Origin of the sequence: Streptomyces sp. bgisy159, assembly GCF_965341775.1 — a bacterium.
Taxonomy (GTDB): Bacteria; Actinomycetota; Actinomycetes; order Streptomycetales; family Streptomycetaceae; genus Streptomyces.
The window spans coordinates 1-20,163 of the sequence record NZ_CBDQZH010000001.1 but is presented as its reverse complement, the minus strand read 5'-3'; the positions used below and the strand labels follow the sequence as shown (position 1 = coordinate 20,163).

The 20,163-nt window shown below is 73.8% G+C and carries 24 protein-coding genes; 13 read left to right on the top strand and 11 right to left on the bottom strand.

What is annotated here, in order from left to right; genetic code table 11:
* Positions 1-84: 84 nt before the first annotated feature.
* The 3 genes from ACSLTV_RS00120 to ACSLTV_RS00110 all read right to left on the bottom strand — a co-directional run bounded on the left by ACSLTV_RS00120 (position 85) and on the right by ACSLTV_RS00110 (position 2,415).
* Positions 85-849: a class I SAM-dependent methyltransferase gene (locus tag ACSLTV_RS00120; protein WP_435611398.1), complete on the bottom strand. Its 765-nt coding sequence runs from the start codon at positions 847-849 to the stop codon at positions 85-87.
* On the bottom strand, positions 846-1,475 hold the full coding sequence (locus tag ACSLTV_RS00115; RefSeq protein ID WP_435611397.1) for a TIGR04282 family arsenosugar biosynthesis glycosyltransferase: 630 nt from the start codon (positions 1,473-1,475) through the stop codon (positions 846-848). Before ACSLTV_RS00115 ends, ACSLTV_RS00120 begins: the two co-directional genes overlap by 4 nt.
* A 247-nt stretch (positions 1,476-1,722) precedes the next feature.
* On the bottom strand, positions 1,723-2,415 hold the full coding sequence (locus ACSLTV_RS00110) for a glycosyltransferase family 2 protein (protein WP_432133662.1): 693 nt from the start codon (positions 2,413-2,415) through the stop codon (positions 1,723-1,725).
* A gap of 103 nt (positions 2,416-2,518) precedes the next feature.
* Between ACSLTV_RS00110 and ACSLTV_RS00105 the strand changes: the two genes are divergently transcribed.
* Positions 2,519-3,283 (top strand): response regulator transcription factor, encoded by a 765-nt coding sequence (locus ACSLTV_RS00105; protein WP_432133663.1) that lies wholly within the window; start codon positions 2,519-2,521, stop codon positions 3,281-3,283.
* 2 nt (positions 3,284-3,285) lie between these two features.
* Positions 3,286-4,398, top strand: a complete 1,113-nt coding sequence (locus ACSLTV_RS00100; protein WP_435611396.1) for a sensor histidine kinase — start codon at positions 3,286-3,288, stop codon at positions 4,396-4,398.
* 36 nt (positions 4,399-4,434) lie between these two features.
* Here the strand turns inward: ACSLTV_RS00100 and ACSLTV_RS00095 are convergent, their stop codons facing one another.
* The 3 genes from ACSLTV_RS00095 to ACSLTV_RS00085 all read right to left on the bottom strand — a co-directional run bounded on the left by ACSLTV_RS00095 (position 4,435) and on the right by ACSLTV_RS00085 (position 8,342).
* The gene (locus ACSLTV_RS00095; RefSeq protein ID WP_432133665.1) at positions 4,435-5,436 is read right to left on the bottom strand and encodes an NAD-dependent epimerase/dehydratase family protein; all 1,002 of its coding nucleotides are present in this window, start codon (positions 5,434-5,436) and stop codon (positions 4,435-4,437) included.
* A gap of 418 nt (positions 5,437-5,854) precedes the next feature.
* Positions 5,855-6,601: a DUF4142 domain-containing protein gene (locus ACSLTV_RS00090; RefSeq protein WP_432133666.1), complete on the bottom strand. Its 747-nt coding sequence runs from the start codon at positions 6,599-6,601 to the stop codon at positions 5,855-5,857.
* A gap of 130 nt (positions 6,602-6,731) precedes the next feature.
* Entirely contained in the window at positions 6,732-8,342 is a 1,611-nt protein-coding gene (locus ACSLTV_RS00085; protein WP_435611395.1) for a carbohydrate-binding protein, read from the bottom strand.
* Positions 8,343-8,674: 332 nt separating this feature from the next.
* Here ACSLTV_RS00085 and ACSLTV_RS00080 point away from each other — a divergent pair, with 332 nt between their 5' ends.
* From ACSLTV_RS00080 to ACSLTV_RS00055, 6 genes are all read left to right on the top strand, one after another.
* Entirely contained in the window at positions 8,675-9,118 is a 444-nt protein-coding gene (locus ACSLTV_RS00080) for a sortase-dependent protein (protein WP_435611394.1), read from the top strand.
* Positions 9,115-9,789, top strand: coding sequence for a class F sortase (locus ACSLTV_RS00075; RefSeq protein WP_432133669.1), 675 nt, complete (start codon positions 9,115-9,117; stop codon positions 9,787-9,789). The genes ACSLTV_RS00080 and ACSLTV_RS00075 overlap by 4 nt, the downstream gene beginning before the upstream one ends.
* A gap of 39 nt (positions 9,790-9,828) precedes the next feature.
* Positions 9,829-10,320, top strand: coding sequence for an RNA polymerase sigma factor (locus ACSLTV_RS00070; RefSeq protein WP_432133670.1), 492 nt, complete (start codon positions 9,829-9,831; stop codon positions 10,318-10,320).
* Positions 10,304-10,999: a hypothetical protein gene (locus ACSLTV_RS00065; RefSeq protein ID WP_432133671.1), complete on the top strand. Its 696-nt coding sequence runs from the start codon at positions 10,304-10,306 to the stop codon at positions 10,997-10,999. The genes ACSLTV_RS00070 and ACSLTV_RS00065 overlap by 17 nt, the downstream gene beginning before the upstream one ends.
* Before the next feature lie 120 nt (positions 11,000-11,119).
* Positions 11,120-11,557: a luciferase family protein gene (locus ACSLTV_RS00060; protein ID WP_432133672.1), complete on the top strand. Its 438-nt coding sequence runs from the start codon at positions 11,120-11,122 to the stop codon at positions 11,555-11,557.
* A gap of 24 nt (positions 11,558-11,581) precedes the next feature.
* Positions 11,582-12,181: a MepB family protein gene (locus tag ACSLTV_RS00055; protein WP_435611393.1), complete on the top strand. Its 600-nt coding sequence runs from the start codon at positions 11,582-11,584 to the stop codon at positions 12,179-12,181.
* A 52-nt stretch (positions 12,182-12,233) separates the two neighbouring features.
* Here ACSLTV_RS00055 and ACSLTV_RS00050 read toward each other — a convergent pair whose 3' ends face one another.
* Positions 12,234-12,863 (bottom strand): DUF4396 domain-containing protein, encoded by a 630-nt coding sequence (locus ACSLTV_RS00050; protein WP_435611392.1) that lies wholly within the window; start codon positions 12,861-12,863, stop codon positions 12,234-12,236.
* 162 nt (positions 12,864-13,025) lie between these two features.
* Between ACSLTV_RS00050 and ACSLTV_RS00045 the strand changes: the two genes are divergently transcribed.
* Together ACSLTV_RS00045 and ACSLTV_RS00040 are read left to right on the top strand one after the other, a co-directional pair.
* Complete coding sequence (locus ACSLTV_RS00045; RefSeq protein WP_432133675.1) at positions 13,026-13,847, top strand: DUF2182 domain-containing protein; 822 nt, start codon at positions 13,026-13,028, stop codon at positions 13,845-13,847.
* A 310-nt stretch (positions 13,848-14,157) separates the two neighbouring features.
* Positions 14,158-14,883, top strand: coding sequence for a flavodoxin family protein (locus ACSLTV_RS00040; protein WP_432133676.1), 726 nt, complete (start codon positions 14,158-14,160; stop codon positions 14,881-14,883).
* A 105-nt stretch (positions 14,884-14,988) separates the two neighbouring features.
* Here ACSLTV_RS00040 and ACSLTV_RS00035 read toward each other — a convergent pair whose 3' ends face one another.
* The gene (locus ACSLTV_RS00035; protein WP_435611391.1) at positions 14,989-15,444 is read right to left on the bottom strand and encodes an SRPBCC family protein; all 456 of its coding nucleotides are present in this window, start codon (positions 15,442-15,444) and stop codon (positions 14,989-14,991) included.
* A 166-nt stretch (positions 15,445-15,610) separates the two neighbouring features.
* Positions 15,611-16,207: a TetR/AcrR family transcriptional regulator gene (locus ACSLTV_RS00030; RefSeq protein WP_432133678.1), complete on the bottom strand. Its 597-nt coding sequence runs from the start codon at positions 16,205-16,207 to the stop codon at positions 15,611-15,613.
* A gap of 167 nt (positions 16,208-16,374) precedes the next feature.
* Here ACSLTV_RS00030 and ACSLTV_RS00025 point away from each other — a divergent pair, with 167 nt between their 5' ends.
* From ACSLTV_RS00025 to ACSLTV_RS00015, 3 genes are all read left to right on the top strand, one after another.
* The gene (locus ACSLTV_RS00025; RefSeq protein ID WP_432133679.1) at positions 16,375-17,397 is read left to right on the top strand and encodes an aldo/keto reductase; all 1,023 of its coding nucleotides are present in this window, start codon (positions 16,375-16,377) and stop codon (positions 17,395-17,397) included.
* Positions 17,398-17,432: 35 nt separating this feature from the next.
* On the top strand, positions 17,433-18,332 hold the full coding sequence (locus tag ACSLTV_RS00020; RefSeq protein WP_432157503.1) for an LLM class flavin-dependent oxidoreductase: 900 nt from the start codon (positions 17,433-17,435) through the stop codon (positions 18,330-18,332).
* Positions 18,333-18,468: 136 nt separating this feature from the next.
* On the top strand, positions 18,469-18,903 hold the full coding sequence (locus ACSLTV_RS00015) for a VOC family protein (RefSeq protein WP_432133681.1): 435 nt from the start codon (positions 18,469-18,471) through the stop codon (positions 18,901-18,903).
* Positions 18,904-19,061: 158 nt separating this feature from the next.
* Here the strand turns inward: ACSLTV_RS00015 and ACSLTV_RS00010 are convergent, their stop codons facing one another.
* Together ACSLTV_RS00010 and ACSLTV_RS00005 are read right to left on the bottom strand one after the other, a co-directional pair.
* Positions 19,062-19,265, bottom strand: a complete 204-nt coding sequence (locus tag ACSLTV_RS00010; protein WP_007383480.1) for a cold-shock protein — start codon at positions 19,263-19,265, stop codon at positions 19,062-19,064.
* 229 nt (positions 19,266-19,494) lie between these two features.
* Positions 19,495-19,827 (bottom strand): MerR family transcriptional regulator, encoded by a 333-nt coding sequence (locus tag ACSLTV_RS00005; protein WP_432133682.1) that lies wholly within the window; start codon positions 19,825-19,827, stop codon positions 19,495-19,497.
* Positions 19,828-20,163: the final 336 nt, after the last annotated feature.

Genomic DNA, 20,163 nt, shown 5'->3' with positions numbered 1-20,163 from the left:
GCTGTACGTGCGGGTGCCGGCGGCGCTGTCCGCGCTGCTGCTCCTGGTGTGGTGGCCGCTGATCAGCGGCTCGGTGGACCGCCGTTACCGGGCGGCGTCCGGGCTGTCGACGGAGCCGTTCCTCGCCCACTGGCTGCTTATCACCGGCGTGCTCTTCGCCGGTTCGGCGCTGCTGCTGGCGGTGCGGGTGCGCAGAGCGGCGAAGCAGCGTCCCCCGGCGCTCCACTGACCGGCCCGCCGCCAGCCGCGGGCGTACCGCAGGAGGGCCGGTGTGCCCAGGCGCGCCCACGGGAACGGGGCGTCGGGCGCGTCGGCGTCGGCGACGTCGACGACCTGCACGTGGGCGCGCTCGTCGATGTCCACGGGCGCCGTCTCGGCGATCAGCAGCCCGCCCGGGGCGAGCAGCCGGGCCGCTCGGTCCAGGAGGGCGCGCGGGTCGCCGCCGATGCCGATGTTGCCGTCCATCAGCAGGACGGTGCCCCAGCGGCCCTCGCCGGGCAGCGGGTCGAACACCGAGCGGCGCAGCGCCTGCCCGCCGAGAGCCTCGGTGTGGGCGACGGCCGCCTCGCTGACGTCGATGCCGAGGACGGTACGGCCGCGCGCCGCCAGCTCGGCGACCAGCCGGCCCGGGCCGCAGCCCACGTCGAGGACGGCGCCCTCGCAGCGGTCGAGCACGGCCCGGTCCACCAGGTCGGCCCGGGCACACCACCGTTCGACCTCCAGCGGCAGCAGCCAGCCGTCGGTGCGGCGAAGGAAGAGGGGGCCGCGACCGGCGCGCAGGGCGGTGGCGTACGGGTCGGAGGCCGCCCAGGCGGGGGCGGGGACGGTGAGTTCGGGGGCGCTGCTCATCGGCGGCCCGCCGGAACGGGCGCGGCGAGGGCGGCGAGCCGGGCGGCGAAGCGGCCGTCCGGGGCCAGCGCGGCGACCTCCTCGGCGTCGGTGGCGGTGTCCACGTCCCGCAGGCACGGCAGCTCCCGCACCCGCAGCCCCGCCGCCGTCAGCCGCTCGCGCTGCGCGGCGCCGGTGTGCGCCGTCGACATCGGCACGCCGCGCAGCAGCGCCGGGTCGGGTGTGGCCAGGCCCAGCGCCCAGAAGCCGCCGTCGGCCGCCGGCCCGAACCAGGCGTCGCAGTCCGCGAAGCCGACGGTCAGCAGCTCCGGGGTGACCTGCGGGGTGTCCATCCCGATGAGCAGTGCCGGCCCGCCCGCGTGGCGCGCGAACGCGTGCGCCAGCCGTTCGTCGAGCCCGCCCGCGCACTGCCGTACGACCTCGAAGCCGGGCGGCAGCCAGGGGCCGGGCTCGCCGTCGAGCACCAGGACCCGCCGGGCGGCGGGCGCCGCCGCCACGGCGTCGAGCGTGTCGGCCAGCGCGGCCTCCGCGAGCGCGGCGGCCTCGACGGGGCTGAAGGGCGGCGTCAGCCGCGTCTTCACCCGCCCGGGCAGGGGCTCTTTGGCGATGACGAGCAAGGTGGTCATCGGGCGCTCCGTTCGGTGGGGTGCGGGTTGACTGGGACGGAGGGCGCCCCGCCCGGGGGCGGCCCGTCCGCGAACGACCGGGACGCGAACGACCGGGACGCGAACGACCGGGACGCGAACGACCGGGACGCGAACGACCGGGACGCGAACGACCGGGACGCGAACGACCGGGACGCGAACAATCGGGACGCGAACAATCGGGGTGAGGGCGGCCGGGGCGAGGACGACTCGGGCGCGCCACGGCGCCTCACCGGACCGCCCCCTCGGAGAGGACCCGGCTCATGTCCCGGACCGCCTGCCACGTCCCGCGCCACGTCCCCGTGACCTTGGACTTTCCGGTGCGCGGCCGGTAGGGCACGTCGTACTCGCGGATCCGCCACCCGGAGTCGGCGGCCCGCACGACCATCTGCAGCGGATAGCCGCTGCGCCGGTCCGTGAGGCCGAGGCCGAGCAACCGGTCGCGGCGGGCGGCCCGCAGCGGCCCGATGTCGTGCAGGCGCACTCCGGTCCGGCGCCGCAGCATGCGGGAGAGGGCGAGGTTGCCGGCGCGCGCGTGGGCCGGCCAGGCGCCCCGGGCCTGTGGGCGCCGCCGGCCGAGCACGAGGTCGGCGTCGCCGTCGCTCACCTCCCGCACGAAGGGCACCAGCAGCCCGGGGTCGAGGGACGCGTCGCAGTCGCAGAAGCAGACGACGTCGGCGGTCGCGGCGGTCAGCCCGGCGTGGCAGGCGGCGCCGAAGCCCCGGCGCTCCTCGTGCACCACGGTGGCGCCGAGGGAGCGGGCGAGGTCGGCGGAGCCGTCGGTGGAGCCGTTGTCCACGACGATCGCGCGCCAGCCGTCCGGGATACGGCCGAGGACCCAGGGAAGGGCCTCGGCCTCGTTGAGACAGGGCAGCACGACGTCGACGTCCTGCGTCGGTGGTGAGGTCGTCACGGGGTTCACCCTACGAATGCAAAACCGGCAATCCGGACATGCGGTCCTTACGAAACGCGGACGTCGCCGTGAGGGTCCCCCGCGCGGGCGGGCACGGTGCGACGCTGGAGGCATGCACCAGCAGCCGTACCAGCCGCCCCGCGAGGACACCCCGGCGCACGCGGGGTCCCGTGTCCTGGTCGTCGACGACGACCCCACCGTCGCCGAGGTCGTCGCCGGATACCTCGACCGCGCCGGTTACGTCGTCGACCGCGCCGACGACGGCCCGACGGCCCTGACCCGCGCCGCCGCCCACCGGCCCGACCTGGTGGTACTGGACCTGATGCTGCCCGGCATGGACGGCCTGGAGGTGTGCCGCCGGATGCGCGACCGGGGAGCCCCGGTCGCGGTCATCATGCTCACCGCGCGCGGCGACGAGGACGACCGGATCCTCGGCCTGGAGGTCGGCGCCGACGACTACGTCACCAAGCCGTTCAGCCCCCGCGAACTGGTGCTGCGCGTGGAGTCGGTGCTGCGCCGCACCCGCCCCCGTGACGGCGGTCCGGCCCGCCCCGGCGCCCGGCCGCTGGGCGCGGCCGGCCTGACCGTCGACCCGGCCGCCCGCCGCGCCACCAAGCGCGGCACCGAACTCGCCCTCACCCTGCGCGAGTTCGACCTCCTCGCGTTCTTCCTGCGCCACCCGGGACAGGCCTACAGCCGGGAGGACCTGATGCGCGAGGTGTGGGGCTGGGACTTCGGCGACCTGTCCACCGTCACCGTCCACGTGCGGCGGCTGCGCGGCAAGGTCGAGGACGATCCCGCCCGCCCCCGCCTCATCCAGACGGTGTGGGGCGTCGGCTACCGCTTCGACCCGGCCGGCGCGGAAGGGGCGGCCTGAGCATGCGCGACACCCTCCTCATCGCCCTCTACGCGTTCGCCGGGGCCGCCGCCACCGGTCTGGCCGGCGCGGCCGTGCTGCGGCTGGTCCGCCGCCGCTCGCTGACCGCGTCGCTGGCCGTGGTGGCGGCCGTGGGCGTGACCGCCATGCTCGCGGGCACCCTCGCCGTCGCCTGGGCGATGTTCCTCTCCCCGCACGACCTGACCGTCGTCACCACCGTGGTGGCGATGGCGGCCGTGGTCTCTCTCCTCACCGCGCTGCTGCTGGGCCGCTGGGTGGTGGCGAGCAGCCGCGAACTCGCCGTCGCGGCACGGTCGTTCGGCGACGGCGAGTTCGCCGCGCCGGCCGCGCCCGCCACCGCCGAACTGGCCGCGCTCAGCCGGGAACTGGCGGCGACCAGCGCCAGGCTCGCCGAGTCGCGGGAGCGGGAGCGGGCCCTGGAGACGTCCCGGCGGGAACTGGTCGCCTGGATCTCGCACGACCTGCGCACCCCGCTGGCCGGTCTGCGCGCCATGTCGGAGGCGCTGGAGGACGGCGTCGCCGCCGACCCGCACCGCTATCTGCGCCAGATCCGCACCGAGGTGGAACGCCTCAACGACATGGTCGGCGACCTCTTCGAACTGTCCCGCATCCACGCGGGCACCCTGCCGCTCAGCCCCAGCCGGATATCCCTGTACGACCTGGTCGGCGACGCCCTCGCCGGCGTCGACCCGCTGGCCCGCGAGTACGGCGTACGGCTGGTGGGGCAGCGGGTGGACCCGGTGCCGGTCGAGGTGGACGGCAAGGAGATGAGCCGGGTCCTGGGGAACCTGCTGGTCAACGCGATCCGCCGGACCCCCGCCGACGGCACCGTCATGATCGCCGCGGAGAGCTCCGACGAGGGCGTCGTCCTGTCGGTCACCGACGGCTGCGGCGGCATCCCCGCCGAGGACCTGCCCCGTGTCTTCGACACCGGCTGGCGGGGCACCGACGCACGGACCCCGCCGGCCGGAGCCGGACTGGGCCTGGCCATCGTGCGGGGCATCGTGGAGGCCCACCGGGGCAGCGCCACCGTCCGCAACATCCCGGGCGGCTGCCGCTTCGAGGTGACCCTGCCGGTGGCGCAGCGGGCGTGAGGCGCGGCCCCGTCACTCGGACGAGCCGCCTCCCGGTCACTCGGACCGGGCGAACTCCCGCATCCCGTCCGCGAAGGCGACCTCGGGCCGCCAGCCGAAGGCGGCGCGCAGCCGGGAGGAGTCGGCGGTGATGTGCCGTACGTCGCCCAGCCGGTACTCCCCGGTGACGGCCGGGGCGGGGCCACCGGCGGCGGCGGCCAGCGCCTCGGCCATCTCGCCGACGGTGTGCGGGTCGCCGCTGCCCGTGTTGTAGGCGGCGAGCACCCCGCCGGGCGTCTCGCCCGCGACCCCCGCCTCCAGCGCGACCACGTTGGCGGCGGCCACGTCCCGGACGTGCACGAAGTCGCGCCGCTGCCGGCCGTCCTCGTACACGCGGGGCGGGCGGCCGTGGGCGAGGGAGGAGCGGAAGAAGGAGGCGACACCGGCGTACGGGGTGTCGCGGGGCATCCGCGGCCCGTACACGTTGTGGTAGCGCAGCGAGACCGCGCTGCCGTCGGTCGACCGGGCCCACGCGGCGGCCAGGTGCTCCTGGGCCAGCTTGGTGGTGGCGTACACGTTGCGCGGGTCGGCGGGAGCGTCCTCGCCGACCAGCCCCGGCACCAGGTCCTCCTTGCACTCCGGGCACAGCGGCTCGAACCGTCCCGCGTCCAGCTCCTCGACGGCACGCGGCCCAGGCCGGACGACACCGTGCCGGGGGCACTCGTAGCGCCCCTCCCCGTACACGACCATCGACCCGGCCAGCACGAGGTGCCGTACGCCCGCGTCGGCCATGGCGGCGAGCAGTACGGCCGTGCCCAGGTCGTTGCGCGAGACGTACTCGGCGGCGTCCGCGACCCCGTTGCCGAGCCCGACCATCGCCGCCTGGTGACACACCGCGTCGACGCCGTCCAGCGCCTCCGCGACGGCGGCGGGATCCCGCACGTCCCGCGCCGGCTCACCCCGCACGTCGTACACGACCGCCTCATGTCCCCGCTCCCGCAGGGCATCCACCACATGTGACCCGATGAAACCGGCACCGCCGGTGACCAGTACGCGCATCCCCCCACGCTAGGCCGCCCCGGCCCCCGGCACCCCGAGCCACGACACCACGTCACCACTCCGTAAGCCTCTCGGGCGACACCCGGGGGAGCCGGGGCCGATCCCGGAGCCGGCGGGCCGCGCACGCCCGCCGTCGGTCAGGGCGTCGCCCGCTTCCGCAACGGGCGGGGGCGCGGGCGGGACGTTTCCGTGGGCGCGGGTGGCCGAACTCATGGCGCGCGTCGACATGGGCGGGCGCCCGACGGTGCCCCGCGAACCCGCCCCCCTGGTCGACGGTCCGCCGGTCCGTTCCCCCACCGCCGGGCCAAGGACCTGCTCCCTGCTGACGGGCGCCGCGTGCGTCCTGAGCGAACGAACGGGGCGGAGGTCCGCACCGCCGGCTGATACACCCGCGAACACCGGTCGACAGAGGCCGGGTTCAGCCCGCCGACGGTGCCGGAGTGGGGGCCGGGGACCTGGTGTTGACGTTGAGGTCCGGGCGCGCGGTGAGGACGACGATGGGGGAGCCGGGCTGCGGCGGCGGCGGGGTGAGCTGGTCGGCGGGGAGGTTGGGCGGGCTGGTCTGCTGGAGGTTGACCTGGTCGAAGTTGACGACGCCGGTCTTCTCCAGAACGGTGATGTGGTCCAGCACCGTGTCGTTGGCGAGGTCGGCGAGCTGCCGGACCAGGGTGTTCTCGGTGTTGGCGCGGACCTTGGCGATGACCGGGAAGATCTGGCCGTGGGTGACGCGCATGATGTTGGCGGCGGTGCTGTCGAACTGCCGCCCCGACAACGCCGCGGACGTCGCCACGAACTGCTGCTGCTGGGGGCTCGCCTGGTTGGGCAGGTCGATGTCCAGCTCGGGCGCGATCTTGCGGCACAGGTCGTCGAGGCCCGCGTGCCCCACGACGAGATGCGCCCCCGCCTCCTTCATCTGCGGCGTGGACCCCTTCTCCATCGCCAGTTCCCCGAGCGGGTACTCCCACAGCCCGGCCGCCCGCACCTTGACGACGAAGTCGCGGTCGGCCTCGGTGAGCGGCCCGTAGGGGGTTTCGCGGACGATCCGGTCCTTGTTGGCCGTCGTCTTCTGCACGCCGAGCATCGTCGGGTACGCCAGCGATGCGACGGTCAACGTCAGCGCACCCGCCACCAGGACGGATCCTGCCAGCTTGCGTGTGACGGGCATCAGGCCTCCACTGGGACGGTTCTCGTGGCCGGAACACAGGAGAGTACGGATCCGGCGGCCGGTCCGATCAATCGGGTGGCGACTTTTTCGCCGCCGCCGGGACCGGCCGAGGTGGAGTGAGGGCGCGGGGCTACAGCGTGATCTGCCTGCCGCCGAGCGTCACGACCAGGTGGCCGTCCGAGGCGTAGGACCAGCCGAGGGCACCCGAGTACGCCGAGCAGCGGGAGCCGTTGGAGCCGGTCCAGAACTGGTTGGAGCCGTCGGCGTCGCCGACCGTCTTGTCGTTGGAGCCGCTGACGGTGAACCGGCACGACGTGTTGTCGCGGTACACCGCGGTGCTGCCGTTGTCGAAGGAGAAGTTGCGGGTGGCGTTGTCGATGCTGAGGTTGGCGGAGACGGCCATCCTGCCCGGGTTGCTGTTCCAGGTGAACCCGTGCTTGCCGTTCTTGTAGGCCATGCTGTGCCGGACGACGTGGTCGACCGCGATGCCGTCGCCGCCCAGCTTGTAGCCGTTGCGGTCGCCGTTGCCGTTCACGGTGCCGTCGCTGAGCGTGCCGTTGCCGTAGGACAGGGAGTACTCGATGGTCACCGGGCCGATGGGGCCGGTGGCCGTCTTGGTGTAGAGGTCCCAGCCGTCGTCGATGTTGTTGTGCGAGACGGCGTACCGGAAGACGTTGCCCGGGCCGGTGGTGAGCTTCGCGGCGAAGCCGTCCGCGTCCTCGCCGTCGGAGTCGGCGTTGTCGTGCGACTCGGCGCTGAGGATCAGGTTGTCGGACGGCCACTGGCTGCTCGGCGTGGAGGAGGAGATCCGGCCGAGCTGCAGCCCCGTGTCCCGGTTGTAGCGGGTGATCGTCCGCTCGACGACGTTGTGGCTGCCGCCGATGTAGATGCCGTTGTCGCCGGCGCGCTCGACGACGATGCCCTGGACGTGCCAGTACGAGGCCATCAGCTGGAGCCCGCGGTTCGACGAACTCTCGCTCTGGCCGGAGAAGTTCAGCACCGGCGTCTCGCCGGGGTAGGCGGCCAGGGTGGTGCGGGCGCCGGAGGTGCCGTCGTTGCCCTGCGGGATGGTGATCGTGGAGGAGTGGTCGTACCTTCCGCCGCGCAGGTAGATGGTGCCGCCGGAGCCGACCCGGCTGATCGCCGAGGTGAGCGTGGTGGGCGCGGACCGGGTGCCGGCCGCCCCGTCGGTGCCGTTCGGCGCGACGTAGAGCGCGCCGCCGGTGGGCGGGGTGGTCGTGCCGCCGGTCTCGACGTCGAGGCGGTCGAGGTTGGGCAGACCGGCGGAGCCGGTGGGGTTCAGGCGGATGGTGTTGCCGCCCGCGTTCAGGGACACGGACACCGTCTTCGTGGCCCAGGTGGACCAGGCGCCGGTGGGCTCGAACGACGGGGACTGCACCGTGGACCCGTTGACGATCAGGTCGGCGGGACGGGCGCCGGCGGTGCCGTTGGCGAAGCGGAAGGTGAGCTGCGCCGTGCCGGCCGCCGGGGCGTTCACCGTGAACTGGGCGTAGGCGCCGACGGTGTTGGTGCCGTTGCAGAAGCCGCTGCCGGAGTATCCGGACCAGTCGGAGTCGATGGTGCCGGTGCAGACGGCGGCGGACGACTCGGCCTCGTAGGCGGTGGTCGCGGCTTCGGCCGTGGTGCCGGTGAGGGCGACGAGGGTGCCGGCCAGGAGGGCGGTGGACGCGAGGGCCGGTGCGAGGCAGGCCGTTCGCCGGGGCGTCGTTCGCAGGTGCATCTTCGTCTCCAGGGGGTGGTGGCGGGCATGCGGGTGCCGTGCCGCGATGGCTCTTGGAAAGCGCTTTCTCCGGAAAGTAGGAGGGGTGGCGTGCCCGCGTCAATAGACGCGTACGTGATCAGCATTCAGCTATGTGAACAAGCTGCGGGGCTTTGCCATCTCTTTGCAACGCGGCTCGGGGCTCGCTCGTCTCTGGGCTCGGTCTGCGCGATCAGGCGCGGCCGGTCCGACCGCGGCGATCAGCGCGGTCGGGGTGATCAGCGCGATCAGCGCGGTCGGTCCGATCGCCGTTCAGCGCGGCCGGAACGAGACGAGCGAAGGGGAACGAGCCGATGAGGCGAACCACGTGGGCAATGGCGGCGGCTGTGTGCGCGGCGATGGCGGCGCTGGGGGCCGGAGCCGGGACCGCGGTCGCGGACGGGGGGCCGGTGCCGGCCCCGGCGGAGGCGGGGACGACGGCGAAGACGGCGCCCACCCCGGTGCCGAGCACGGTGCCGAGCGCAGTGCCGAGCGTGGTGCCGTCCGAGGCGAACCCGGCGGCGAGCCCCGTCCCCACCACGGCGCCGACCGCCGTGCCGACGCCCGTACCCTCCACCCCCTCGGGGCAGGTGGCCGTCGTGCCGTCCGGGGCGCCCGACACCGGGGTCGCCACGGAGGGGCCGGCGGACGGAACCCGCGGCGGGGCGGTGGCCGGCGGTGCGGCGGCGGTCGCGGCCGGCGGGGCGCTGGTCTTCGTCGTGCGGCGGCGCAGGCGGATGTCCGAGAGCGGAGCATGACCCCGCTCTCCCGGCGCGGGTTGGGTGTCGCGGCGGCGGGAACCGTGGGCGTGCTGCTGACGGGGTGCGGCGGCGGTGGGACGGTCGAGCCGTCGGCCCGCCGGCGGACCGCGCGCGGCGGCGCGTCCCCGTCGGCGCCCGCCGCCCCCGGGGCGGACCGGGCAACCGGCGGCCCCGGCGCGGTGCGTCCGGTGCGGCTGAGAATCCCCGCCATCGGTGTCGACACCCCGCTGCTGCGCCTCGGGCTCGCGGCGGACGGCACGGTGGAGGTGCCGCCGGTCACCGACGACGACCGGGCGGGCTGGTACCGGTACTCGCCGGTGCCGGGCCGGACCGGCCCCTCCGTCATCCTCGGCCACGTCACGGTGGGCGCCTACGGCGACGGCGTCTTCAAGAACCTCGGGCGGCTGCGCCCGGGGGACCGGATCCTGCCCCGCCTGGACGACGGCGGCGCACCGGAGTTCGCCGTCACCGCCGTCCGGACGGTCGCGAAGGCCGACTTCCCGACGGCGGAGGTCTACGGGGACGTGGCCCGGCCCGAGCTCCGCCTGATCACCTGCGGCGGGCCGCGCACGCGTACCGGCGGCGCCGGGGCCGGTGGCGCCGAGGGGGCCGGTGGAGGCGTCGGTTACCGGGACAACGTCATCGTGTTCGCCGCGCTGGTCGCCTGACAGCAGTATGGTCCGCAACCCCGTTGATTCTGGAGAACGTTGAAACGGTCCCGTGACAGGGCGGCGTCCGAGTTGTTCGCCGCCCTCTACCCCCGGCTGGCGGGCTGGTGCCGTCGGCTGGTGGACGACGACGAGACGGCTCATGAGATCGCGTCGGAGGCGTTCACCCGGCTCTGGGCCCGGTGGACATCCGTCGAGGAACCGCGAGGCTTCCTCTACGTCACGGCGGCGAACCTCGTCCGGGACCACTGGCGCAAGCTGGAGCGCGAGCGCAGCGCGGTGCGGCGGGCGGGGTCCGAGGCGGTGGTGCGGGCGCAGGGCGAGGAGGCCGATCCCGCGGTCCGGCTGCTGGTGCGGTCGCTGCCGGAGCGACTGCGTGTGCCGATCCTCCTGCACTACTACGCTGACATGCCGATCCGGGAGGTGTCCGTGCTGACCGGCCGGAAGGAAGGAACCGTCAAGGCCGACCTCCACGCGGCCCGGGAACTGCTCCGCGCACACCTGAGGAGAGACCTTGACCGCACGCTTTGACGACGGACTCGACGATGACGGCCTCGACGACGACGGACTCCACGGTGGCGGGGCCGAGGGGGGCAGGTCCAGCCACGGTGGGGCCGGCGGTGGTGGGCTCGGTGGTGACGGCGGCAGCGGCGGTGGGCTTCCCGGCAGGGGTATGCCGGACGGGGGCTTCGGGGACCTGGGTCTGCCCGACGCGGCTCTCCGTGAGGGGAGTCACCCCGGCGGTGCTTCGGCCGAGCAACTCGCGGCCGGGGACGACCCCCTCGCGGTGATCCTGCGCCCCCGTCCCGAGTTCCTGGGCGCGCCGCCCGGCCGCTACGAGGCGATCCGGCGGGCCGCACACCGGCGCAGGCTGGCCCGTACGGCGGTGGCGGCGGGGGTCGGCTGCGTGGTGGCGGTGCTGGTCGCGGTACCGGTACTGCTGGGGCGTGGCTCCGATGTCCCCGTGTCTCCGGCACCGCCGCTGGCCCCGCCGCCCTCGTTCTCCGGCGGGGTCGACACCCCCCGGCCCACGCTCTCGCCGTCGGTGGTCCCGACGCCCGGCACGCCGTCCGCTAGCGAGGTCCCCACGACCGCCCCGACCCCCTCGCGTCAGCGGAGCGGGTCGCCGACGTCCCACGGGGGCACGCCCAGCCCGGCGACCGGCGCACCGGGGCCCGGCACCGAGCCGGATACGTCGGGGAGACCCTGAGGCGGCCGAAAAGGCTTTCCCCCGCGCGGGGTTGGGACAGCTTAAGCGGAAGCCTCACGTCCGAGTTACGGTTCGCTCAATGTCTGGTGTCGCCGGGGTGATGCGGCGACGATGGGTGCCATGACTCCGGCCGAGCGAGCCATGGCTCACCTGGAAACCTGGCGCGACCTCACCGAAGGTCCGGCCTCCTGCGGCACGGGCCGGGCGCTGAGCACCCCGCACGCCGAGATAGTCCACTTCCACTCGGACCACGAGGTCGATCTGCACCTCACCGGTTCCGCGATCCACCGTTTCGCCGCCGACCTGCGCGCCTCCACGGCCATACGGCTGCTGCCGGGCTCCCGTTGGGTGACCGTCCACCTCGACTGCGATGCCGATGTGCACCTGCTGCTGAGCCTGGTGAGCATGGCCCTCCAGGCCCACCAGGCCCACCCGAACCTTCCGGCCCACCAGGCTCCGCGGGGGGAACGGCCCGGCACGGCCCCCAGCGGCTCGGCCGCGGCCCACTGCAACCGCCACCGGGTGATGCTGGTGCCCCGGGACGCGCCGCTGGTCTGAAAGTCGTCGTGACAGGGTGGGCGCATGACCACGGACCACGAACGCCCAGCCGAACCCCGTCCCGAGCCGTGGTCGGACGGCGCTCCGGCACACCAGGACCTCATGGCGGCGAAGGCGCTCGTCTACGACCCCTGCGGGTTCGTCTGCTCGCTGCCGGTGCCCGAGGCCGAGAGCGCCGAGTACGCCGCACACACGTTCACCCTGGACGGCCTCGCGGTCCGGTATCGCGCGGCCAGGACGACCCCCACCAAGGCCGGCCAGTTCGTCACCGTCTGGAAGAGGTCCCCGGCCGGGCCCATCCAGCCCTTCGACGTCACGGACCCCGTCGACCTCTTCGTCATCAGCACCCGCGACGACCACCACTTCGGCCAGTTCGTCCTTCCCCCGGACGCGCTCCGCCGGCACGGTGTCGTGTCGGCGAACGGCACCGGAGGGAAACGGGCCTTCCGCGTCTACCCGCCCTGGGTGACCCCGCCCAACCGCCAGGCCGGCACGGCGCAGGCGTGGCAGCTGGGCTTCTTCCTGCATCTGCCGCAGGACGGGCCGGTCGACCTGGCCCGCGCCCGGGAGCTCTACCACCCGGCGGGCGGGGCCGGCACCGGCACGTCCTCGCGTCACCACTGATCCCCCGCCGTCACCCGTGCCGGGCGGGGGCCCTCTCTCCGTCCGGGCGCGGTCAGTGGTGGTGGGCGTGGGCCACCGCGTGGCCCTTGCCGCGGCCGATCATCCACTTGTTCACCGGGGTGGTGACCGCGAAGGCCACGGCGAAGCCGGCGAGCAGGGCCCACCAGAAGAGGGCGTCGGACAGCTGGGCGTCCATGGCGTCCGGTATCAGGGCGATGATGCCGTTGTCGGCGAGCTCCATCACGGCGATCGAGACGGTGTCGGCGGCCAGCGCGATCCGGACGGCCGACCTGAGGTCCAGGCCGCCGCGCGCCACCGCGTACAGGGTGAGGGAGTAGCCGAAGACGAACGCCAGCACGACGGCCAGGACCATGGTGGACGCGTTGCCCCACCCGAGCGCGGTGCCGATCACCATGCCGAGGATCTCGCCGACGGCGCACCCGGTGAGGCAGTGCAGGGTGGCCCTCATCGCCATGGCCCAGGAGGTGCCGCCATGGCCGGCGTGGGCGTGGGCGTGGGCGTGCGTGTCGGCGTGGGCATGGCTGTCGTGGCCGTGGCCCTCGTGGCTTCCGTGGCCGGCGTGGCCCGCGCCGGTGCCGTGCGTGTCACGACCGGCGTGAGCCTCACGGCCGCCGTGGTTCTCGTGGCTCTCGTGTGTCCCCTGCTGCGCGGTGTGTTCCATGACCTGCGTCCCCCATCCGGTGTGGTGTGCGCGAGCCCGGTGTTCCCGGCCTCACGAGCAGGAACCATATACCCCCCTGGGGTATTCCGTCGAGGAGGTCTCCGCCGATTCGCGGGGGCACCGATGGCGTGGTGTGCTGGAGAGGCTCGTAGGAGGCACGCCATGCGTCCCAGTCGAGAGTCCGCGCCGAGCGCGGGCGGCGCCGGGCTGCTGCCCAGGCGGGAACTCGCCGTCGCCTGGGTCCTCGTCTCGCTGATCGCCGTACCCGCGTGGGTCCTCACGGCCGGGCAGGCCCGGGAGATGGGGGTCGAGCCGGGCACGATGGGGATGGCGCTCCCGCTGTTCCTGCTGCTGTGGGTCACGATGATGGCGGCGATGATGCTGCCGTCGATGGCGCCGGTGGCCATCACCTGGGTGCGCGGGATCGGCCGGCAGTCCGCCGGCTGGAGCCGGGCCCTGCGGACCGGCGAGGTCGTCACCGGTTATCTGATCGCCTGGTCGGCCTTCGGCGTGCTCGCGTACGGCGTGCTGGCGCTGACCGGCGACGTGGTGGCCGGCCACCCGGACGCCGGGCGGTGGATCGGGTCCGCGGCCTTCCTCCTGGCCGGCCTCTACCAGCTGGGACCGCTGAAGCACGTCTGCCTGCGGCACTGCCGCAACCCCATGGGCCACCTGGTGCACTACGCCGGCTTCCGGCCGCCGGTCAGGGATCTGCGGGTGGGTGTCCACCACGGTGCGTACTGCGTGGGCTGCTGCGCCGGGCTGATGGTGGTCCTGGTGCCGCTGGGCATGATGAACCTCGCGGCGATGGCGGGGCTCTCCGTGGTGATCTTTCTGGAGAAGCTGTGGTCCCGGGGCCCGGCGCTGGGCCGTGTCATGGGCGTGGCCTTCCTGGTGCTGGCCGTGCTCGCGCCGTTCGAGCCGTTCCAGGAGTGGCTGCTGCCGGGGCTGCGGGACTCGGGGTCCTCCATGGGCGGGATGTGAGGCCCGGCCGCCGACTCGGCGGCCGGCGGCCGGCGCCGGTGCGAACCGCACAGGGGCGCCGGAGGAAGGCCGCGAAAGGCCGCCGGGGGAAGACCGCGCAGCGACGCCGGGTGAGGGCCGCGAAACGACTCCGGGTGAGGGCCGCGCAGCGACGCCGAGAGGAAGGGCGCCGAGAGAAAGGGCGCCGAGAGAAATGACGTCTTGATGACCACGGCGGGGCAATCAATGACAAAAGGGACGCGGCGCGAGAAGCTGCGCCGAGACCCGCGCCGAGACCCGCGCCGAGCGACCGCGTTGAAGGAGCAGCCGCATGACCGTTCCCGTCCCCGACCCCTACCGGTTCGACGACCTCACCGCCCTCTACGTCAACTGCACACTGAAGCCGTCGCCGCAGCTCAGCCACACCCAGGGGCTGATCGACAAGAGCCGGGCGCTGATGGACGGCCAGGGCGTGGCCACTGAGGTGGTCCGGGCCGTGGACCACGACATCCCGCCCGGCGTCTACCCGGACATGACCGAGCACGGCTTCGCCACCGATGCCTGGCCGGCGCTGTACGAGAAGGTGATGGCCGCCGACATCCTGGTGCTCTGCGGCCCGATCTGGCTCGGTGACAACAGCTCGGTGACGAAGAAGGTGATCGAGCGGCTCTACGCCTGCTCCGCCCTGCTGAACGAGGCCGGGCAGTACGCCTACTACGGCCGGGCCGGCGGCTGTCTGATCACCGGCAACGAGGACGGTGTCAAGCACTGCGCGATGAACGTCCTCTACAGCCTCCAGCACCTGGGCTACACCGTCCCGCCCCAGGCCGACGCCGGCTGGATCGGCCCGGCCGGCCCCGGTCCGTCGTACCTCGACCCGGGCTCGGGGGGTCCCGAGAACGACTTCACCAACCGCAACACCGCCTTCATGACCTGGAACCTCATGCACGTGGCGGCCCTGCTCAAGCGGGCCGGCGGCATCCCCGCCCACGGCAACCAGCGCACCCAGTGGGACGCGGGCTGCCGCCCCGACGCGCAGAACCCCGAGCACCGCTGACGTGACCGGGCGGTGAGGGCGAGCGGGGCCGGACGGCCGCGCGGCCCTGCCCCGCCCGGCACACCCGGGCGGGCCGCGGGCGGTGACCGCCGACGACGCCCGTGATCAAGGGGCCTGGTCACGAGTGAGCCGCCGCTCCAGGTCCCGCAGGTCCTTGCCGAGCGCGCGCCGCACCTGCCGGGCCATCGGCCCGGCGAGTACGCGGGCCGGCCCGGCCGGCCCGCCGCGCACCCTGATGGCGGCCAGGGTGCCGCCCGGGTACGGCTGGAAGGAGTAGGTGACACGCATCGGCATCGGGGCGACCACGGACTCCATGTCCAGCACCCACGGCGGGTCGTACGCGGTGACGCGCAGGACGTAGTCGATGCGGCGCCCGAGGAACCGGGCGGCCCGGGTGACCTCCGCGCCCGTCCCGAAACCGCCCCCGTCCGCCTCCCGTGTCAGCTCCGCCCGGCGGATGCCCTGCGTCCACTCGGCGTCGTGCCGCCAGTCCATGGCGTACGCGGCCACCCGCTCGGGCGGCAGCGCGATCTCCCGCCGCACGGTCACGTCGATGCCCATGGCCCGCCGCCTCGTCGTCGTACCGGATGACCGGCCCGGTGTCCGGCCCGGTGTCCGGTCGGGTGACTGGATGACCGGGTGACCCCCTGTCCAGGATGAGCACATCCGCCCCGTACGGCGAGGCGGCCGGCGGTCGGTCGCGCCGCCGTATGCCGGGACCTCGGCTTCAGAGCGGTCGGCGCAGCCCCGCCACCAGGAGGGCGACCAGGCGGCGCGCGTCGTAGCGGGGGTCGGTGTCGGCGCCGACGCAGAGGTTGCCGACGCCGCGCATCAGCTCGTAGGAGTCGAGGTCGGCGCGGATCTCTCCGGCGTCGGCGGCAGCCTCCAGGAGCGCCGCGCAGACCGGCACCAGACGGTCGAGGAAGTAGGTGTGCAGCGCCTCGAAGCCGGCGCTGTCGGACTGCATCACGCCTGCCAGCCCGTGTTTGGTGACGAGGAAGTCCACGAACCGGTCGATCCACTGCGCCAGCGCCGCGTACGGGCTGGCGGCGGTCGCCAGCAGCGCGGGGCCGGCGTCGGCGCAGGCGTCGACCTGGTGGCGGTAGACGGCGATGATGAGTTCCGCGCGGGTCGGGAAGTGCCGGTAGATCGTGCCCAGGCCGACGCCCGCCGCCGCCGCGACCTCCCGCACCGGTGCGTCCACGCCCTTGTGTACGAAGACGGTGGCGGCCGCCTCCAGGAGCGCCTCCTTGTTGCGCCGGGCGTCCTTGCGCCGGGCCGGAGCCGGAACCGCGGGTTCCGCGCCCTTGCCGCTCTCGTTCACGTCGAACCCTCTCCCTGTCACCGCCGTACCCGCTTGCCAAAACGGAACAGCGTTCCGTATCGTCCTCGACGGGCGTACCGGAACACCGTTCCGTTTCTCATTCTCCCAGACGCCGGACACCCAGACGCCGGACACCCAGACACCCCCACGACCAGAGGACCACAGTCATGCAGTACCGCACCTTGGGCCGCACCGGTGTGCAGGTCAGCTCGCTCGCGCTCGGCGCGATGAACTTCGGCCCGATCGGCCGCACCACACAGGAGGAGGCGACGGCCCTCGTCGACGCGGCCCTGGAGGCGGGGATCAACCTCATCGACACCGCCGACATGTACGGCGAGGGCGAGTCGGAGCGGATGGTCGGCAAGGCGGTCGCCGGGCGGCGCGAGGACATCGTGCTGGCCACGAAGGCGACCATGCCGATGGGCGACGAGCGCAACCACCGGGGCAGCTCGCGCCGTTGGCTGGTCACCGCCCTGGACGACAGCCTGCGCCGCCTCGGCGTCGACCACGTCGATCTCTACCAGATCCACCGGTGGGACCCGACCACCGGCGACGAGGAGACGCTGTCGGCCCTGACGGACCTTCAGCGCGCCGGGAAGATCCGCTACTTCGGCTCCTCCACCTTCCCGGCGTACCGCATCGTGCAGGCGCAGTGGGCCGCCCGCGAGCACCGCCTGAGCCGCTACGTCACCGAACAGCCCAGCTACTCGATCCTGCAGCGGGGCATCGAGGCCCACGTCCTGCCGGTCGCCGAGGAGTACGGGCTCGGGGTGCTGGCGTGGAGCCCGCTGGCGTCGGGCTGGCTGTCGGGCGCGGTCCGCGCGGGCCGCGACGTCGACACCCACCGCTCCCGGATCCTGCCCGACCGGTTCGACCTCACCGTGCCCGCGAACCAGGCCCGGCTCGACGCCGTGGAACGGCTGGCCCGGGTCGCCGACGAGGCCGGCCTGACGATGATCCAGCTGGCCCTCGGGTTCGTCACCGCCCACCCGGGGGTGACCAGCGCCCTCATCGGCCCGCGCACCCTCGCCCACCTGCACGCCCAGCTCGCCGCGGCCGACACCGTGCTGTCCGCCGACGTCCTGGACGCCGTCGACGCGATCGTCGCCCCCGGAACCGACCTCGCCGCCCACGAGAAGTCCGACACCCCGCCCGCCCTCCTCACGCCGTCCCTCCGTCGCCGCCCCTGACACCCGCCTGCACCCCGCCGAAAGGACCGACCTCCATGTCACCCCCCGCCCAGCGACCCACGTTCGGCATCCTCACCGCCCCCTCCCAGGTCGACTACCAGGACGTCCTGCGCGTGTGGCGGGAAGCCGACGCCACACCCGGGATCGACCACGCCTGGCTGTTCGACCACCTCATGCCGATCGGCGGCGACCCGGACGGCCCGACGTACGAGGGCTGGACCCTGCTGTCGGCCCTCGCGGCCCACACGCGCCGGCTGCGGCTCGGCGTGCTGGTGACCAGCAACCGTTTCCGGCCACCCGCGATGCTGGCGAAGATCGCCACGACGGTCGACATCGTCTCCGGCGGCCGGCTCGACTTCGGCATCGGCGTCGGCTCCCGCCCGGGCCACCCCCTGGCCCGGCGGGAGTACGCGGCCCACGGTCTGCCGTTCCACGACACCGAGCGGGCGGTGGCGAGCCTCGCGGAGGCGTGCACGGTGATCCGGCGCCTGTGGACCGAGACCGAGCCCTTCGACTTCCACGGCGACCACGTGCGGCTCACCGGCGCGTTCGGCAACCCGAAACCCGTGCAGCGCCCGCACCCGCCGATCCTCGTCGGCGGACGCTCCCTGGCCACCCTGCGGGTGGCCGCCGCCCATGCCGACCTGTGGAACATCCCCGGCGGCGACATCGACGACGCCGTCCGCCGCAGTGCCCTCCTCGACCGCTGCTGCGCCGAGATCGGCCGCGACCCGGCGACCCTCACCCGTTCGATCCACCTCCCCGTCGACTACGCCGACCCGGCCGGCACCCGCCACGCCGTCGACGCGGCCCTCGCCGCCGGCTTCCGCCACATCGTGCTGGGCCTGCCGGCCCCCTTCCCGCCGTCCGTGGCACGGTGGCTCACCGCCCACGTCCTGCCGGACCGGCCCGAGCCGGTGGCCGGTCACCCCTGAGGCGAGCCGTCCGTCCGGAAACCGCTCGACGTCCCGGGGCGCCGGTGTCTACGATCCACGGCGCGGCATCGCGTGTCGGTCACCGGCCGGGTGAGGCATGGAGGCGCCGTGGAGATGCCCGTGGAGGCATTGACCCGTGTCAGTCGAGTTCAACCACACCATCGTTCTCTCCCACGACCGGGAGAGGTCCGCCCGTTTTCTCGCCGGGATCCTGGGGCTGGAGGTCGGGGAACCGGCCGGGATGTTCCTGCCCGTGACGACCGCGAACGGCGTCACGCTGGATTTCGCGACCGTCGACACCGACGTCCCCGTACCCGTGCAGCACTACGCGTTCCTCGTGTCCGAAGAGGAGTTCGACGGCGTGCTCGCCCGCCTGGTGGCGGACGGCGTCCCGGTCCAGGCCGACCCGGCGGGCCGGCACCCCGGCCGGATCAACCGCAACGACGGGGGCCGCGGAGTGTACTTCCGCGACCCGGCAGGGCACGGCCTGGAGGTACTCACCCGCCCGTACGGAAGCGATCCGTCCTCCCCGCTGAACGGCGTGACGGAGGAGGTGCCGGGCGCTCGCTGAGGCCGGGGTGGCCGAGGTGGTGGCGTCGGTCGCCGGCCGAGGCCGGAGGCCGACGGTTGCCGAGGGGGTGGCCGTGGGCGCTCGCCGAGCCCCGCGCGCACAAAAGCCGGGGCCCGCGCTCCGAGAGCGCGGGCCCCGGCCCGTGGTATGCGTCAGCGTCAGGCGGGAACGATGTTCTCCGCCTGCGGGCCCTTCTGGCCCTGCGTGACGTCGAAGGTCACCTTCTGGCCCTCCTGAAGCTCGCGGAAGCCGGAGGTGGCGATGTTCGAGTAGTGCGCGAACACGTCGGCGCCGCCGCCGTCCTGCTCGATGAAGCCGAAGCCCTTTTCCGCGTTGAACCACTTCACGGTGCCAGATGCCATATGAATCTCCCTGAGGGGCAGTTCCGGAATCCACACCGTGCGGATCCCGGGTCGCGCGATGATCACCCTGTGGAAGACCGTGAAAAATCTCCGGCAATCAAACTGCAACGGCTATCACGGTAACACGGTCGAACTCGAAGCGCCGGGACACATTTCGATTCTCACCCGAAGGGAATAAAGAAATCCTGCGACGCCCGGCCTGTAATTCTGCTGCCGCCGCGACAGATATTCACTCGGCCGGACCGTCGTCCGGTCCGCGGCGCATCTCCTCGTTCCGCCGCAGCGCCTCCTCCAGCTGATCCTCCAGGACGACGATCCGGCAGGCGGCCTCCACCGGGGTGCCCCGGTCGACGAGGGCGCGGACCCGGGCGGCGACGCGCAGCTGGTAGCGGGAGTAGCGCCGGTGGCCGCCCCGGGAGCGCAGCGGGGTGATGAGTTCCGCCTCCCCGACCGCCCGGAGGAAGGCGGGCGTGGTTCCGAGGATGTCGGCGGCCCGGCCCATGGTGTAGGCGGGGTAGTCGTCGTCGTCGAGGTTGTGGGCCGGGGAGTTCGCGGCGGACATGAAGCCTTCGTCGTCGGGGGACAGGGTGAGGGTCCCGCGCCGGCCCCGCCGGCCCACCGGGCCCGCGGTCCGCCCGACGGCACCCTGCGGCCCCAACCCTAACCTCGCCACCCCGGAAATCTGTTCCGGCCCCGGCAGATATCCGCCACCGTCCCGTACGGATTCCTTGCCGTCGGGTCGGGCCGTACGGGGGCGGGTCCGCGTCGGCGGCGGCGTCCGGACGGGTCCGGACGGGGACGAGCGAGGCCCTGTGGCGTCTGTCATGGCGAGGACGCGGAGCGAGGCGGAGCAGACCGCTTTCGCGTTCCTGTCCGCGCCGCGCCGCGCCGGGTGGGT

What these genes read in the sequence shown, in the direction of transcription:
- ACSLTV_RS00120 (WP_435611398.1), bottom strand. Translation starts at nt 849, where the DNA reads ATGAGCAGCGCCCCCGAACTCACCGTCCCCGCCCCCGCCTGGGCGGCC.
- ACSLTV_RS00115 (WP_435611397.1), bottom strand. Translation starts at nt 1,475, where the DNA reads ATGACCACCTTGCTCGTCATCGCCAAAGAGCCCCTGCCCGGGCGGGTG.
- ACSLTV_RS00105 (WP_432133663.1), top strand. Translation starts at nt 2,519, where the DNA reads ATGCACCAGCAGCCGTACCAGCCGCCCCGCGAGGACACCCCGGCGCAC.
- ACSLTV_RS00100 (WP_435611396.1), top strand. Translation starts at nt 3,286, where the DNA reads ATGCGCGACACCCTCCTCATCGCCCTCTACGCGTTCGCCGGGGCCGCC.
- ACSLTV_RS00095 (WP_432133665.1), bottom strand. Translation starts at nt 5,436, where the DNA reads ATGCGCGTACTGGTCACCGGCGGTGCCGGTTTCATCGGGTCACATGTG.
- ACSLTV_RS00090 (WP_432133666.1), bottom strand. Translation starts at nt 6,601, where the DNA reads ATGCCCGTCACACGCAAGCTGGCAGGATCCGTCCTGGTGGCGGGTGCG.
- ACSLTV_RS00085 (WP_435611395.1), bottom strand. Translation starts at nt 8,342, where the DNA reads ATGCACCTGCGAACGACGCCCCGGCGAACGGCCTGCCTCGCACCGGCC.
- ACSLTV_RS00080 (WP_435611394.1), top strand. Translation starts at nt 8,675, where the DNA reads ATGAGGCGAACCACGTGGGCAATGGCGGCGGCTGTGTGCGCGGCGATG.
- ACSLTV_RS00075 (WP_432133669.1), top strand. Translation starts at nt 9,115, where the DNA reads ATGACCCCGCTCTCCCGGCGCGGGTTGGGTGTCGCGGCGGCGGGAACC.
- ACSLTV_RS00060 (WP_432133672.1), top strand. Translation starts at nt 11,120, where the DNA reads ATGACTCCGGCCGAGCGAGCCATGGCTCACCTGGAAACCTGGCGCGAC.
- ACSLTV_RS00055 (WP_435611393.1), top strand. Translation starts at nt 11,582, where the DNA reads ATGACCACGGACCACGAACGCCCAGCCGAACCCCGTCCCGAGCCGTGG.
- ACSLTV_RS00050 (WP_435611392.1), bottom strand. Translation starts at nt 12,863, where the DNA reads ATGGAACACACCGCGCAGCAGGGGACACACGAGAGCCACGAGAACCAC.
- ACSLTV_RS00045 (WP_432133675.1), top strand. Translation starts at nt 13,026, where the DNA reads ATGCGTCCCAGTCGAGAGTCCGCGCCGAGCGCGGGCGGCGCCGGGCTG.
- ACSLTV_RS00040 (WP_432133676.1), top strand. Translation starts at nt 14,158, where the DNA reads ATGACCGTTCCCGTCCCCGACCCCTACCGGTTCGACGACCTCACCGCC.
- ACSLTV_RS00035 (WP_435611391.1), bottom strand. Translation starts at nt 15,444, where the DNA reads ATGGGCATCGACGTGACCGTGCGGCGGGAGATCGCGCTGCCGCCCGAG.
- ACSLTV_RS00025 (WP_432133679.1), top strand. Translation starts at nt 16,375, where the DNA reads ATGCAGTACCGCACCTTGGGCCGCACCGGTGTGCAGGTCAGCTCGCTC.
- ACSLTV_RS00020 (WP_432157503.1), top strand. Translation starts at nt 17,433, where the DNA reads ATGTCACCCCCCGCCCAGCGACCCACGTTCGGCATCCTCACCGCCCCC.
- ACSLTV_RS00010 (WP_007383480.1), bottom strand. Translation starts at nt 19,265, where the DNA reads ATGGCATCTGGCACCGTGAAGTGGTTCAACGCGGAAAAGGGCTTCGGC.
- ACSLTV_RS00005 (WP_432133682.1), bottom strand. Translation starts at nt 19,827, where the DNA reads ATGTCCGCCGCGAACTCCCCGGCCCACAACCTCGACGACGACGACTAC.